General features: G+C 73.1%; 14 protein-coding genes. 9 read left to right on the top strand and 5 right to left on the bottom strand.

Features of this window, described 5'->3' with window-relative positions; all coding sequences use genetic code 11:
- Positions 1 to 59 precede the first annotated feature (59 nt).
- The 7 genes from pilM (at position 60) to MJ604_RS14820 (ending at position 6,683) form a co-directional block, all read left to right on the top strand.
- Complete coding sequence (pilM, locus tag MJ604_RS14790; protein ID WP_243059261.1) at positions 60 to 1,169, top strand: type IV pilus assembly protein PilM; 1,110 nt, start codon at positions 60 to 62, stop codon at positions 1,167 to 1,169.
- A complete protein-coding gene (locus tag MJ604_RS14795) occupies positions 1,166 to 1,852 on the top strand; it encodes a hypothetical protein (RefSeq protein WP_243059262.1) in 687 nt (228 codons plus the stop codon). The genes pilM and MJ604_RS14795 overlap by 4 nt, the downstream gene beginning before the upstream one ends.
- A complete protein-coding gene (locus tag MJ604_RS14800; protein WP_243059263.1) occupies positions 1,852 to 2,514 on the top strand; it encodes a hypothetical protein in 663 nt (220 codons plus the stop codon). Before MJ604_RS14795 ends, MJ604_RS14800 begins: the two co-directional genes overlap by 1 nt.
- Positions 2,515 to 2,516: 2 nt before the next feature.
- Positions 2,517 to 3,062 (top strand): hypothetical protein, encoded by a 546-nt coding sequence (locus MJ604_RS14805; RefSeq protein WP_243059264.1) that lies wholly within the window; start codon positions 2,517 to 2,519, stop codon positions 3,060 to 3,062.
- Entirely contained in the window at positions 3,059 to 3,760 is a 702-nt protein-coding gene (locus MJ604_RS14810; RefSeq protein WP_243059265.1) for a hypothetical protein, read from the top strand. The genes MJ604_RS14805 and MJ604_RS14810 overlap by 4 nt, the downstream gene beginning before the upstream one ends.
- A complete protein-coding gene (locus MJ604_RS14815; RefSeq protein ID WP_243059266.1) occupies positions 3,757 to 4,539 on the top strand; it encodes an A24 family peptidase in 783 nt (260 codons plus the stop codon). Before MJ604_RS14810 ends, MJ604_RS14815 begins: the two co-directional genes overlap by 4 nt.
- Before the next feature lie 128 nt (positions 4,540 to 4,667).
- Positions 4,668 to 6,683 (top strand): bifunctional diguanylate cyclase/phosphodiesterase, encoded by a 2,016-nt coding sequence (locus tag MJ604_RS14820; RefSeq protein WP_243059267.1) that lies wholly within the window; start codon positions 4,668 to 4,670, stop codon positions 6,681 to 6,683.
- Positions 6,684 to 6,707: 24 nt separating this feature from the next.
- Here the strand turns inward: MJ604_RS14820 and MJ604_RS14825 are convergent, their stop codons facing one another.
- The gene (locus MJ604_RS14825; RefSeq protein ID WP_243059268.1) at positions 6,708 to 9,356 is read right to left on the bottom strand and encodes a bifunctional diguanylate cyclase/phosphodiesterase; all 2,649 of its coding nucleotides are present in this window, start codon (positions 9,354 to 9,356) and stop codon (positions 6,708 to 6,710) included.
- Between the two features lie 154 nt (positions 9,357 to 9,510).
- Here MJ604_RS14825 and MJ604_RS14830 point away from each other — a divergent pair, with 154 nt between their 5' ends.
- A complete protein-coding gene (locus MJ604_RS14830) occupies positions 9,511 to 11,157 on the top strand; it encodes an FAD-binding dehydrogenase (RefSeq protein ID WP_243059269.1) in 1,647 nt (548 codons plus the stop codon).
- A 103-nt stretch (positions 11,158 to 11,260) separates the two neighbouring features.
- Here the strand turns inward: MJ604_RS14830 and MJ604_RS14835 are convergent, their stop codons facing one another.
- A complete protein-coding gene (locus tag MJ604_RS14835) occupies positions 11,261 to 11,587 on the bottom strand; it encodes a multidrug efflux SMR transporter (RefSeq protein WP_243059270.1) in 327 nt (108 codons plus the stop codon).
- A 59-nt stretch (positions 11,588 to 11,646) separates the two neighbouring features.
- Here MJ604_RS14835 and MJ604_RS14840 point away from each other — a divergent pair, with 59 nt between their 5' ends.
- Entirely contained in the window at positions 11,647 to 12,195 is a 549-nt protein-coding gene (locus MJ604_RS14840; RefSeq protein ID WP_243059271.1) for a TetR family transcriptional regulator, read from the top strand.
- Positions 12,196 to 12,198: 3 nt separating this feature from the next.
- Here the strand turns inward: MJ604_RS14840 and MJ604_RS14845 are convergent, their stop codons facing one another.
- From MJ604_RS14845 to MJ604_RS14855, 3 genes are all read right to left on the bottom strand, one after another.
- Complete coding sequence (locus MJ604_RS14845) at positions 12,199 to 12,888, bottom strand: hypothetical protein (RefSeq protein ID WP_243059272.1); 690 nt, start codon at positions 12,886 to 12,888, stop codon at positions 12,199 to 12,201.
- A gap of 115 nt (positions 12,889 to 13,003) precedes the next feature.
- Positions 13,004 to 13,471, bottom strand: coding sequence for a nucleoside deaminase (locus tag MJ604_RS14850; RefSeq protein ID WP_243059273.1), 468 nt, complete (start codon positions 13,469 to 13,471; stop codon positions 13,004 to 13,006).
- Positions 13,468 to 14,277 carry a MurR/RpiR family transcriptional regulator gene (locus MJ604_RS14855; RefSeq protein ID WP_243059274.1) on the bottom strand — a complete coding sequence of 270 codons (810 nt, stop codon included), beginning with the start codon at positions 14,275 to 14,277 and terminating at the stop codon, positions 13,468 to 13,470. Before MJ604_RS14855 ends, MJ604_RS14850 begins: the two co-directional genes overlap by 4 nt.
- Positions 14,278 to 14,380 lie beyond the last annotated feature (103 nt).

Here is a 14,380-nt window from a genome sequence, read left to right on the forward strand (position 1 = left end):
TCTCCAGGCGCCGAAGACACGGGGAGATCCACCTCTCGGAACCCTCTCGGAGCACACACATGCCGCGCACGCTGGTCGGACTGGACATCGGCAGCTCTGGTGTGCGCGCGGCCGAGTTCGCCCCCGGGCGCCGGCGCTCGACGCTGCGCCGGTACGCCGAGGTGGCGCTCGCGCCCGGAGTGGTCCGCACCGGCGGCGTCGTCGACGGCGACGCACTGACAGAGGCGCTCAGGACGCTGTGGTCGCGGGGGAAGTTCCGCACCAAGAACGTCACCCTCGGCATCGCGAACGCCGGCGTGCTCGTGCGTCAGCTCGACCTCGACTGGATGCCCCCGGCCGACTTCCGCAAGGCGCTGCGCTACCAGGTGCAGGACGTGCTGCCGATCTCGGTCGACGAGGCCAACCTCGACTACCACCAGCTCGAGGAGCTCGAGCTGCCCGCCGAGAACGGCACCACCCGCCGGGTCTCGCGGATCCTCCTCGTCGCGGCGTCCCGCGACATGGTCGACGGGTTCGTCGACGCCGCCCACCGCGCCGGCCTCCAGGCCCGCGGGGTCGACCTGCTCCCGTTCGCGCTGGTCCGCGCCCGCGCGCCGATGACCCGAGCCGCGGAGACCGAGGCGATCGTCGACATCGGCGCCGACGTCGTCTCGCTCGTCGTGCACGCCGGCGGCACGCCCCGCTACGTCCGGATGATCCCCGGCATCGGCGGCGACACGATCACCGCCGCCGTCCAGGAGCGCTACGACTGGTCGTGGGAGGACGCCGAACGCACCAAGCGGTACGTCGGCCTGCCGGGCCACGCGCACCTCGACCCGCTCCAGCAGAGCGTGGTGGGCCAGCGGTCCGACGGTCTCGACCACGCCGCCCAGCAGGTGGTGGTCGCGGCCGCGAACGCGCTCGCCGACGAGATCGCCACGACCCTCGACTTCTACCGCGACTCCAACCCCGACGCGGCCGGACAGGACGGCGTCGCCCGCCTGGTGCTCACCGGCTCGGGTGCGCTACTCGGCGGGTTCGACGAGCTGCTCGCCGCGCGCGTCGGCGTCCCGGTCGAGACCTTCGACGTCACGTCGCGGGTCAAGGTCCCCGGCCGGATCGGGCTCACCGGCGACGGCCTGGTGGCACTCGCCGTACCGGCCGGTCTCTGCGTGGGAGCCGCCAAGTGAGCACCCTGCCTCGCGTCAACCTGCTGCCGGAGTCGGCGTTCGAGCGGATGGCCGCGCGCCGGCTGCGCCGCGGTTTCGTCGCCGCCGGGGTCGTGCTGATGATGCTCGTCGGCGGTGCGTGGGCCTACCAGCACGTCCGCGTCGCCGAGGCCGACAAGCTGGTCGCCATCGAGGCCGCGAAGACCTCCCGTCTGACCTCGCAGACCCAGCGCCTGCAGCCGGTGCGCGTGTACGTCGACGGGGTCGCCGTCCAGGTCCTCACGGTCCAGACCGCGATGGCCGACGACGTCTTCCTGTCCGAGGTGCTCGAGGGCATCCAGGACGCGACCCCGGTCGGTGCCGAGCTCGCCACCGTCGCCATCACCATGACCGGCCGCCCGGTGCCTGCCGACCCGGCCGCGCCCGCTGCGGTCGCCGTACCCGCCAGCGCCTGCCCCGGCCCCGACCCCTTCAACACCCGCGTGGTCGTGGGGTGCGTGACGCTCGCTGGTACGGCGGCCAGCCGCGCCGAGGTCGGCGAGATGGTGGTCAGCCTCGGCAAGGCCGGGCTGTTCGTCGAGCCGTTCATCTCGACCACGACGACCGGCGAGAGCGACGAGGTGTCGTTCAGCGGGTCGGTCGGGCTGTCGGAGAAGGTCTTCAGCGGGCGCTACGCCCCCGAGAAGCCGGCCGGAGAGAGCTGATGGACCTCGGTACCCCCACCGCCACCAAGGTCGTCGGAGGCCTGTCCCTGCTGGCGGTCGCCGCACTCGGCTGGACGCTCGTCGTCGGCCCTGAGACCAGCACCCTGTCCGAGCGGCGCGAGCAGGTCGACGCGACCCGCGCGCAGAACCAGCTGCTCGCCACCCAGCTCGCCTCCCTCGAGCAGCAGCGCGAGGAGCTCGGTTCGACCCGGCGGATCGCTGCGGCGCTCGCCGAGCAGTTCCCGCCGACCGCGGACCAGCCGGGACTCTTCGAGGCGGTCACCGCGGCCGCCGTCGAGGCCGGGATCGGGGCCGACGGCGTCACCACCCTCAGCCCGACGCCGCCGACCATCGGCTCGACCACCGACCCCGCGGCTCCGGTCGATCCTGCTGCCGACACCTCGACTGCGACCGCCGGCCAGCTGGCCCGGCAGACGGTGACCGTCTCGATCACCGGCAGCTACGACCAGACCCAGCAGCTGCTGGAGAACCTCGAGCAGATGCCGCGGGCCTACCTCGTGCGCACCGTGAACCTCGCCGGGGACCCCCTGACCGGCATCTACACGACCACGGTCGCGGGCGACATGTTCGTGATGCCCCCGGTCGCCGACCCCGCCAAGACGCTGAACCTCGCCGCCAGCACCGTCCAGTCGGAAGGATGACCATGAACCTGCAGATGCGCCGCCGCCGCTCCGAGGAGCCCGAGGTCGTCGAGGAGCCGGAGCTCATGGAGGTCGTGGAGGAGCCGACCGACGACTCGTCCACCACCGTCCGCGCCCTGCGCGCCCAGGTCCGCGTGCTCGAGCAGGCCCTCGAGGTGGCGCCGGACGTACCGGTGCTCGCGGGCGACGAGGCGGCGTACCGCCGACGCGTGCTGCTCGCCGTCCGCGCGGTCGCGGCCCGTGCCGACGACCACGACGACCCGCGTCACGCCGCGGCCCGGGTGGTGGCGGCGGTCGAGCGCCTGGACGTCGACGGCTTCGCCCGCCCGGTCCTGCCGGGCATCGCCACCCACATCATCGCCCCGCCCCCGCAGCTGCCCGCGGGCGTGCGGACGGCGGCGATCGCCTCGGCGCCGGCACCTGAGCCGGCACCTGAGCCGGTGGTCGACCTGGAGCCCGGGGACGAGGTCGTGCTGCCCGTGCCGCCCCCGGCCCGCGAGGAGTCCCGTCGTGGCAAGCGGCGGCAGCGACACCACACGGCGGCGTGAGCACGATGACCACCACGATGCCCACCACCGCACACGAGTACGGCGGGCTCTCGCGCCGCTACGCCGCGGCCGGCGACCCGAGGATGGCCCAGCTGGCCGCCTGGGCTGCGGACGTGCACGTGCTCGAGGAGCTGCTCTGGAGCAACGGGCTCGCCGAGGCTCCCGACCCGGCCGCCGAGCTCGCTGCGATCGGGGAGACCATCGCGGCCTCCATCGAGGCGGCAGCCGCCGCTCTCACCGACTCCGGCCCGACCGGCCGCGACCTCGTGGAGGTCGCCCGCGAGGCGCTGGTCTCGACGTTCGACCCGTCCGTGCACCAGCTGCTGACCGATCGCTTCGACGACCTCGACCACCTGGAGCGCGGCCCCGGTCCCGGTGCCGTCGAGGCCGAGACGCGTACGGCTGCCCGGCTCGGTGGCCTCGCGCCGGCCGACCTCGTCGCCGAGCTGCGGATCGCGGCCGCCGACTGCCAGGCGATCGCCGACCTCCTCGCCGGTGCCGGCGACCTGGAGGGCGCTCGTCGGCTGGGCCTGCAGGCCCAGGCGGCCTCGTTCGAGGCACACCTCGTCACGTCGGCCGTCCGTGCGGGGGACGACGCGCTGGTCACCGTCGACCTGCGCTGGGACCTCGTCGCCGGCGACGCCCCGACGCCGGAGCGGCTCGCGTCGGTGCTGGGATCGGCGGAGCGGGCGTCGTGACCGCGGCGTACCTGACGTCCGTCGGCCTCCTCGGCCTGCTGATCGGCTCGTTCCTCAACGTGGTCATCCACCGGGTCCCCGCCGGCCTCTCCCTGGTCTCGCCGGGCTCGGCCTGCCCCGCGTGCGCGCACCCGGTGCGCGCCTTCGACAACGTGCCGGTGCTGTCCTGGCTGGTGCTCCGCGGCCGCTGCCGCGACTGCGCCGCTCCCATCGCGGCACGCTACCCGCTGGTCGAGCTGGCCACCGGGCTGCTGTTCGTCCTCGTCGGCTGGCGCTTCGGCGCGACGCCGTACGCCGGTGCGGCGCTGGTCGTCACCGCCGCCGGCATCGCGCTGGTGATGATCGACCTCGACCACCGGCGGCTGCCGTTCGGCGTCACCGGCGCGATGGCGGTCGGCACCGTGCTGGCGCTGGGCATCGACGCCGTGCGGTACGGCGCCGCCCCGGTACCGACCGCGCTCGCGGCGTCCGCGCTCTGGCTCGCGGTGTACGGCGGGATCTGGCTGGCGACGGCCGGCCGGGGGATGGGCCTCGGCGACGTCGCGCTCGCCCCGGTGCTCGGCCTGGCGCTCGGCTGGCTGGGCTGGGGTCCCGCGCTGGTCGGTCTCGGCGCCGGGTTCGCGATCGGCGCGGTCGTCGGCGTGGTGCTGATGCTGGCCGGCCTCGCGCGGGCCGGCTCGAAGGTCCCGCACGGGCCGTTCCTGGTCAGCGGGGCAGCCCTCGGGATGCTCGCCGGCGGGCCGCTCGGGGCGGCGTACCTGCGCCTCGTCGGCCTGTGACGACACTCTCAAGTCACCCCTTCGGGCCACCGATGACCTGAACACGCAGTGCACCGATCTCGCGCGAGTCCGCGAGGTCGTGCCTGGGTGACTTGTATCTTCTCCAGGAAGCGGAAGGACCGCGTTAGATGAGCTGGAACGGCCTCGCGGAGAGCATGCCGTCCGGGGGGATGATGCGCGAGATCGACCAGGGCCGGTTGCTGACCAGCATCGCCGCTGCGTCTGACGACTGCATCCTCTCCCTCGACGAGCAGGGCTCGATCCTGTGGGCCAGCCCGGCGACCGAGCACGTCCTGGGCTGGCGGCCCGAGAGCCTCTTCGGCCGGGAGCTCGACGAGCTCTTCACGAGCGACGGCGCCGAGCTGCGCGCCGTGGCGGTCCGCCGCCTCCTCGCCGGCGACCGCGTCCAGCCGTTCGTCGAGACCGGGCTGCGGCGCGACGGCTCGTCGTTCAAGGTCCAGGTCACGCTCGGCCCGGTGCCGGGGAGCGACGGCACCGTCTGCGGGGTCGTGGTGATCCTGCGCGACGTCACCGCGTTCCTGCGCGAGCAGCGCGAGCTCGCCCTCGCCCTCGAGATGTCGCGGGCGCACTTCGACCAGGCCGTCACCGCCCAGGCGATCCTCGACCTCAACGGCCAGCTGGACTCCGCGAACCCCGCGTGGTGCGAGCTGTTCGGCCGCGGCGAGGGCTGGTTCGCCGACTCCAACCTCGCCGAGCTGATGCACCCCGACGACGTCGCCGCGTTCGACGCGGCGCTGCTCCGGCTGCGCGCCGGCGGCGTGGAGTCGATCAGCCACCGGGGCCGGTTCCGCGACGCGGAGGGTCACGACCTCCCGCTGGTGCTGGACGCAGCACTGCTGCGCGAGCCGAACGGTACGCCGTACGCCGTCGCCGCCTCGGTGCGCGAGGCCGGGCCCGAGGACGACCCGCAGCCGCTGACCGAGGTGCTGCACCGGCGCGGGTGGGACACCGCCGCGATCCTCGACGAGGACCTCACGCTGACCTTCTCCTCGGTCGCGCTGGACCGGCTGCTGGGCTACGACCCCGAGGACCAGACCGCGCACCTGGGCTGGGAGTTCATCCACCCGACCGACGTCACCGCCGTGGTCGACCTGCTCGCCCGGCTGCTCGCCGAGCCGCACCGCCAGGACCGCGTGGTGCTGCGGCTCCGCGACGCCCAGGACACGTGGCGCTGGGTCGAGGTGACCGCCGCGAACTGCATGGCGGACCCCGAGATCGGCGGCATCGTCGCGAACATCAACGACATCTCCGAGCGGGTGCGCACCGAGGAGGCGCTGCGGCTCTCCGAGGCGCTGCACCGCGCGATGGTGGAGACCGCCCCCGAGGGCATCATGGCCACTTCGCCCGAGGGCACCGTGATCTTCGCGAACGAGACCGCCGCCGAGATCGTCGGCCTCACCGTCGCCGAGATGAGCGGCCAGACCCCGCTGCAGCTGTTCGGGCTCGCCGACGACGCCGATGACACCGAGGTGCACGACGTGGTGCACCAGCTGCCCGACGGGCGCGAGCGCACCCTCAAGGTGTCGCTGCGCCCGCTGAACAGCCGCAACAACCGGCTCGGCTCCCTGATCACGCTGTCCGACGTCACCGACGCCCGGCAGGCCGAGCGGGCGCTGCTGCGCCGGGCGCTCCACGACCCGCTGACCGCGCTGCCGAACCGCTACCTGTTCCTCGACCGGCTCGAGACCGCCGCCGCCCGCGCGCGGCGCTACGAGGGTCGCGAGACCGCCGTGCTGTTCATCGACCTCGACGCGTTCAAGCAGATCAACGACACCTACGGCCACCAGACCGGCGACGACGTCCTGCGTGAGGTCGCGACCCGGCTGCAGGCCTCGGTGCGCGCCACCGACACCGTCGGCCGCCTCGGCGGCGACGAGTTCGCGGTGATCTGCGAGGACACCGGCGTCGAGGAGGCGCTGATCGTCGCGCACCGGATCCTCGACGCGTTCGCGACGCCGATCCGCATCGACGACACGGACCACGAGGCGAGCCTCAGCGTCGGCGTCGCGCTGGCGCCGCAGTACCCCTTCGACGTCGTCGTACGTCGCGCCGACGAGGCGATGTACCGCGCCAAGCAGGGTGGTGGCCGGCGGATCGTGGTCGCCGGCGGCGAGGACTCCTAGGTCGGCCGGCGCCGCTGCCGGTGACTACGCAGTCGCCGAGCCGTCGACCAGCCCGAGCTGCTGCAGCGACCGCTCGCCGTGGCCGGCGCAGTCGGCCGGGTGGTCGCCGTACTCCAGCGTGAGCTGGCCGACCGTGTGCAGCTGGCGGCGCAGGTCGGTCGACACGCGCAGGCTCAGCAGCGGCTGGGTGACGTGGCCGAGCTCGGCGTGCACGCCGACCAGGTCGCTGGCCGTGCCGAGGGCGCGCAGCGCGGTGCCGACGACGTTCTCGAAGCGGGTGGCGTCGAGGCGGCCGTCCGAGCCGGTGACCTTGCGCAGCGTCTCGTAGGCGTCGAGCTCGACGAGCTGGCCGTTGGCGACCGCGGTGCCGTGCAGGGAGCCGAGCGAGCGGGCGAACGCCTCGCGGCGGTCGGGGGTGCTGACGACGAGCCAGCTCTGACCGGCCTCGAGCCCGCCACGCAGGCAGCAGGCGGTCGTGTGCTCGGCGGCAGCGGCCGCCTCGAGGACGCGGCGGCGCGGGGTCGCGACCCGACGCTCGCCGCTGAAGCGCGCCGCGTTGGGCTCGCGCAGGCGGGCGACCCGGGCGCGGGCGCGGTCGCCGAGCAGCTTGTCGGGCAGCGAGGCCATCGGCACGGCGCCGCTCCACAGGAAGCCCTGGGCGCTCTCGCAGCCGAGCCGGCGCAGCAGGTCGCGCTGCTCGACGGTCTCGACGCCCTCGGCGACGGTCTGCAGGCCGAGGCCGTTGGCCAGCCGCACGATCGCCTCGGTGATCGCGAGGTCCTCGGGGCGCTCCACGGCGTCGCGGACGAACGAGCGGTCGATCTTCACGACGGTCACGGGGAGCTCGCGCAGGAAGCTCAGCGACGAGTAGCCGGTGCCGAAGTCGTCCAGCGCCACGCCGACACCGAGGTCGCGCAGGCCGTCGATGGTGGCACGGGCGGCGTCGCGGTTGTGCAGCAGCGCCGTCTCGGTGATCTCGAGGACCAGCGAGCCCGGCTCCAGGCCGGAGCGGCGTACGACGTCGTCGACCACGTCCACCAGGCGCGGGTCGTCCAGCGAGCGGGCGGAGAGGTTGACCGCCACGTGGAAGGTCGGCGGCACCAGGCCGGAGTCGATCGCGTCCACGGTCTCGTGGCACGCGCGGTCGAGGACCCAGCGGTCGAGCTCAGCGGCGATGCCGTGCGTCTCGGCCAGCGGCACGAAGACGCCGGGGGAGACGGTGCCGAGCTCCGGGTGCTCCCAGCGGGCGAGCGCCTCGACGCCGACCACCTGGTCGGACGCGAGGCCCATCACGGGCTGGAAGTGCACCTCGAGCAGGTCGTGCGCGATCGCCTCGCGCAGGTCGTTGGCGAGCCGGTTCTGCTCACCGGCGCGGCGGGTCAGCGCGGGGTCGAACAGCTGGCTGCGGGCGCGGCCTCGGGCCTTCGCCTCGGTCATCGCCGCGTCCGCGTGCTTGAGCAGCAGCTCGGTGTCGAACTCGAGCGGCGGGGCCACCGCGATGCCGATGCTGGCACCGACGCGCAGGCCGCGGCCGTCGATCGCGATCGGCTCGGCGATCGCGGCGAGCACCTGCTCGCTGAACTCGCCGGCCTCCTCGACGCCGACATCGGGGCAGACGAAGACGAACTCGTCGCCGCCGACGCGGGACACGATGTCGGTCGGTCCGGCCAGCGCGCGCAGCCGCTCCGCGACCCGGGCGAGCACCCGGTCTCCGAGCACGTGGCCGTAGACGTCGTCGACGGCCTTGAACTGGTCGAGATCGATGTGCAGCACGGCGACCTCGCGGTTGCCGTTGCGCGCGTCGGACAGCGCCTGCGAGAGCCGGTAGGTCAGGTACGACCGGTTCGGCAGCCCGGTGAGCGCGTCGTGCATGGTCACGCGGACCAGCTCGGCCTCGAGCTCGAGCCGGTCGCTGATGTCGCGGGCCACGATCACGGCGCCGGCGAGCTCGCCGTCGTCGTCGGCGAGCGGGGTCACGTTCATGGTGACCTCGGCCAGCCGGCCGTCACGGGTACGACGCAGGGTGTCCAGGCCGAGGACGGACTTGCCCTCGTGGATCATCGCCATGATCCGGCGCGGCTCGTCGGAGCCCGGCGGGTGCAGGCTCGAGACGTGCGCGCCGACGATCTCGGCGGACGGGTAGCCGTACAGCAGCTCGGCGCCGTTGTTCCAGCCGGTGACGACGCCCTCTGTCGTGGTCGTGAACACCGCGTCGGTGACCGACTCGACGATGCCGGAGAGGCGCTCGACGCGGCTCTCGGCGGCGCGCAGCGCGAGCCGGAGCCGGCCGTGCTCGATGGTGCGGCCGAGCGGGCGCAGCCACTCGCGGTGCAGGTCGCGGGGAGCGAGCACCAGGTCGGCGGTGTCCTCGAGCTCCTGGTTCGCGGGATCGGGATCGACGACCACGAGGGCGGCGGAGCCGGCGGGGCCGCGCAGGGCCTTCGCGAGGTCGGCGGCGGAGAGGCCGGGACCGCCCGCGTCGACCAGCACGCAGTCGAAGGTGCCGGTGCTCAGCGCGCGCAGCGCGGCGGCGAGCGTCAGGGCGTGGGTGACCAGCAGGGAGTCCGCGGCGGCGTTGACCGCCCGCGCGACCGCGCCGTTCTCGCCGGTGCCGGCAGCGACCACGAGAACCGTGGGCAGGGAGGGATGCGGCGGTACTGCTCCTCGCTGCATATCGACCTCCCGAGATCTCTCATCGGCACGGTGCGGACCTACCTGAGTCCCATGGCGCGCGTGATGAGTGTGACGGTTGTGACGAACTTCCGCCGGATTTCGGACGAACCGGTCCAGACCGCTCCGGGGAGGTGCTCGTGGGAGGATCCCGGCCGTGGACACCGATGTGATCGTCGTAGGTGCCGGCCTCGCCGGACTGGTTGCTGCTGCCGAGGTCGCCGACGCGGGCAAGCGCGTGCTGCTCCTCGACCAGGAGGGGGAGCAGTCGCTGGGCGGCCAGGCCTTCTGGAGCCTGGGCGGGTTGTTCCTCGTGGACAGCCCCGAGCAGCGCCGGATGGGCATCAAGGACTCCCGCGACCTGGCCATGCAGGACTGGCTCGGCAGCGCGCAGTTCGACCGCGAGGAGGACCGGTGGCCGCGCCGCTGGGCCGAGGCGTACGTCGACTTCGCGGCCGGCGAGAAGCGCTCCTGGCTGCGCGAGATGGGGCACCGCATCTTTCCGGTCGTCGGCTGGGCCGAGCGCGGCGACGGCCGCGCCGACGGGCACGGCAACTCGGTGCCCCGCTTCCACATCACCTGGGGCACCGGCCCCGGCGTGGTCGAGCCGTTCGAGCGCCGCTGCCGCGAGCACGCCGCGACCGGTCGCCTCACGTTCGGCTTCCGGCACCGCGTCGACGACCTGCTGCTCGACGGGGGCACCGTCGTCGGCGTACGCGGCAAGCTGCTCGAGCCGACCGCCGTCGACCGCGGCAAGGCCAGCAGCCGCGTGGAGGTGTCCGACTTCGAGCTGCGCGCGCAGGCGGTGATCGTCACCAGCGGTGGCATCGGCGGCAACCACGACCTGGTCCGCAAGACCTGGCCGGCCCGGCTCGGCACGCCGCCGCGGACGATGGTCGCCGGCGTGCCCGCGCACGTGGACGGCCGGATGCTCGGCATCACCGAGGCCGCCGGCGCGCGGGTCATCAACCCCGACCGGATGTGGCACTACGTCGAGGGCATCCGCAACTGGGACCCGATCTGGGAGAACCACGGCATCCGGATCCTGCCCGGCCCGTCGTCGCTCTGGCTGGACGCGACCGGCAAGCGGCTGCCCGCGCCGTACTTCCCGGGCTTCGACACCCTCGGCACGCTCCACCACCTGCGCACGACCGGCTACGACTACTCGTGGTTCGTGCTGACGCAGAAGATCATCGAGAAGGAGTTCGCGCTCTCGGGCTCGGAGCAGAACCCCGACCTCACCGGCAAGGACGTCAAGCTCCTGCTGTCGCGCGTGAAGGCCGGCGCGCCCGGTCCGGTCGAGGCGTTCAAGCAGCACGGTGAGGACTTCGTCGTCGCCGACGACCTGGGCGAGCTGGTGCGCGGCATGAACAAGGTCGGCGACAAGCCGCTGATCGTCGAGGCCGAGCTGCGCGACCTGATCGAGAAGCGCGACCGCGAGATCGACAACGAGTTCACCAAGGACGCCCAGGTCACCGCGATCCGCGGCGCGCGGAAGTACCGCGGCGACAAGCTGATCCGGGTCGCGAGCCCGCACAAGCTCCTCGACCCCAAGGCCGGCCCGCTCATCGCCGTACGCCTCAACGTGCTCACCCGCAAGACGCTCGGTGGCCTGGAGACCGACCTCGACGGCCGCTGCCTCACCGCCTCCGGCGACCCGCTCCCCGGCCTGTACGCCGCGGGCGAGGTCAACGGCTTCGGCGGCGGCGGGATGATGGGCTACAACGCCCTGGAGGGCACGTTTCTCGGCGGTTGCCTGTTCTCCGGCCGCACGGCGGGCCGCGCCGCGGCCAGCGCAGTCTGACGGTTGAATCGGGACTTTCCGTCCGTTGAGTCGGGAGTTTCCGTCGTCGGGGTGACAGAAAGTCCCGATTCAACGGACAGAAACTCCCGACTCGACGTGGACGTCAGTGCGCGCCGGTGAGGTTGAGGCCGACGACGCCAGCGACGATCATCGCGAGTGAGATCGCCTTGACCGCGCCCATCGACTCGCCGAGGTAGAGGTAGCCGACGACCGCGACCACGGCGGTGCCGAGGCCCGCCCAGATCGCGTACGCGACCGACACCGGCAGGGTGCGTACGACGACGGTCAGCATCCAGATGCTCAACGTGTAGCCGGCCAGCACGGCGATCGTCCACCCGGGGTCGCGGAACCCGTCCGCCTTCGGGAGCAGCGAGGTCGCCAGGACCTCGATGCCGATCGCCACCATCAGCAGCACGATTGCGCCGAGCACGACTCTTCCTCATTTCTGTAGCAGTCGCTACAAACTGTAGCAGTCGCTACGCTGAGGTCGTGAGCCGTCGCGAGGACCTGCTGGATCGAGCCACCGATCACGTGATGCAGCACGGGCTGATCGGGCTGACGCTGCGCCCCCTCGCGGCCGCGATCGACACCAGCGACCGGATGCTCATCTACCACTTCGGGAACCGCGACGCGCTGGTCTCCGCCGTCGTCGCCCGCTGCGGGGAGCGATCCAGCGCGTACGTCGACGCGATGCCCGGTGCGCCGACGGTCCGGTCCGCGGTGAACCGGCTCTGGACGGCGTTCGGCGAGGAGCCGCTCAACAGCTGCCTCGACGTCTACGTCCAGGCGGCTGCCAGCGGGCTGTTCGGCAGCGAGCCCTACCTCAGCGAGGCACGGGCCAGCAACGAGCGCTGGTCGTCCGCGCTGGCGGGCTACCTCGTGCGTAGCGGCGCGCCGGCCCGCCGGGTCGCCCGCGTCGTCACGCTCGTCGACTCGGCGCTGTACGGCTTCCACCTCGACCTCGCCACCGACCGCCCCGACGAGCTGGCCCGGGGGGTCGACGACCTGGCGCGGGCGGCGCAGATGCTGGCCGACTGAGGGTCAGAGCAGCATCGAGAGCCGGCCGCCCGGGCTGTCGCCCACCGGCGTGGCGCCGTGGCTGATCGCCGGCGTGCTCTCGACGGACGTGCCGAAGCCGCGCAGCCCGTCGCTGAGCCGGTCTCGTACGGCGGCGAGGTCCGCCCGCTTGCTGTCGACCAGGTTCCTGGCCGCCTCCACCGCGGTCGGGTCTGCGACGGTCGCCTGGGAGACGTCGACGGGGGAGAGCGTGGTCGCGCCGCTGATCGTGACGTTGTCCTCCTCGTCCGGCCCGTCCTTGAACGTCAGGTCGTGCCCGGCGAGCACATCGATGCCCTTCCAGGTCGCGCCGGCCTGGATCCGCTGCACCTCGGCCTGGAGCTCCTCGAACTTGCCCCGGAGCGCGGACTGGGCGACGGGGCTGAGCTCGGCCGTGGCGCCGCAGATCATGGCGATGTGGTCCATTCTCCTCAGCAACGAGGCGACGTCGCCGAAGGCATTGTCGGCGGTCTGGACGATGGCGAGGCCGTCCTGGGCGCTGCGTGCTCCGCCGGCGAGGCTGACGGAGACCGTCGCGACCACGGCGTCGTCGCCGACGACGTCGGCCGCTCTCGTCTGCGACCCCACGTTGCCGAGGAGTGCGACCTCCCAGAGCTGTTGCAGGCGCGAGGAGTCCTGCAGACCCATCAGGTCCGGGTTGATGCTGAGACTCATCGACGCTTCCTCCTGAATGCCGAGTCACCCGCGTCCGTCCGTGGACGCGTCCCACCTACCAGGAGATATCGGTCGATCCAGGCCCCGGGTTGAGGGCTGCCCTGTGACCTCGGCCTCAGTACTCCGTGCGGTCCGGCTTCGCCAGCCACGCCTCGAACGGCGCGAACGAGCCGGCCTGGTCGCCGCGGTGCACCGGCATCGGCCACGTCTCCCGATCGCGGTCCATCAGCTCGTAGAACTCGTGGTCGTCGAAGCCTCCACGCGCCGCGTCATGGCGGTCGGCGGCGTACACGACACGGTCGAGCCGCGCCCACAGGCAGGCAGCGACGCAGAGCGGGCACGGCTCGCAGGACGTGTAGAGCACCGACCCGGCCAGCGAGAAGTCACCGAGCTTGGCGCAGGCCTCGCGGATGGCCACGACCTCGGCGTGCGCCGTCGGGTCGAGGTCGCGGGTGACGCGGTTCGTCCCGACCGAGATCAGCTCGCCCTCGCGGACGACCATCGCGGCGAACGGTCCGCCGTTCTCGGCGACGTTCGCCGTCGCGCGCTCCACCGCACGGTCCAGCCAGGTCTTGTCGGTCACTGCTCCACCTCCGAGAGTCGGGAGTACGCCGCGGTGATCTCCGAGGCTCGGTCGCGGGCGGACCGCCCGGCCGCGGACAGCACGCCGTCCGCCAGCACGCTCACCACGCTCATCGCGGCCGCGTAGCTGTCGAACGCGAGCGTGCTCGACACCGGGCACTCGAGCCAGTGCGTGGCCCTCGCCGCGTGGTTCCGGGCGGTGCCGTCGGCCAGGAGCACGACCGTCGCACCGGTGGCCCCCGCCTCCACGAGGAAGTCGCCGAACCCGGCTGGCCGGCGCCGGAAGCCCACCGCCACCACCACGTCGCCGGCGCCGAGGTCAGCGAGCTCCTCGCCGACGACCTGGCCCGGCAGCGGCGCGAGACGTACGTCGCCGCGCGCGTGCGTGAGCTGTTGTCGCAGGTGCAGCGCGACCGGGTGGCTGTTGCGCCAGCCGACGACGAGCACCCGCCGGGCCGCGGCCAGCAGCGCGACGACCTCGGGGATCGCCGGGCTCTCCAGCGCGGCGCGGAGCGACTCGGTCTCGTGGGCGAGGTGGGCGCTGAGGCTGGGGGCGCCGTCGACGCGCCGCGGCTCGCCATTGGACCGCAGCTCCCGCAGGTGCTCGCGCACCTCGTCGAAGTCCTCGAACCCGAGGTGCCGGAACAGCCGGCTCATCGTCGCCTTCGACACGCCGGCCATCTCGGCCAGCTCCGCGGAGCGGTACGTCGCCAGCTCGTCGAGGTGCTCGAGCAGCGTCTGGGCCGCGCGCTGCTCCTGCGGGGAGAGACCGGCGTACCTCTCGGTGATCCGCTCGTCGATCCTCATCGCGCCTCCACCGCCCGGTCGGCGGTGAGCCAGCAACCGTTTGCCGGTTCGAAACGGTTGCCTACGCACCGCTGGCCCGGCCCGCCGCCGGCCGGCGGTGAGC

Origin of the sequence: Nocardioides sp. SR21, assembly GCF_022761125.1 — a bacterium.
GTDB lineage: Bacteria > Actinomycetota > Actinomycetes > Propionibacteriales > Nocardioidaceae > Nocardioides.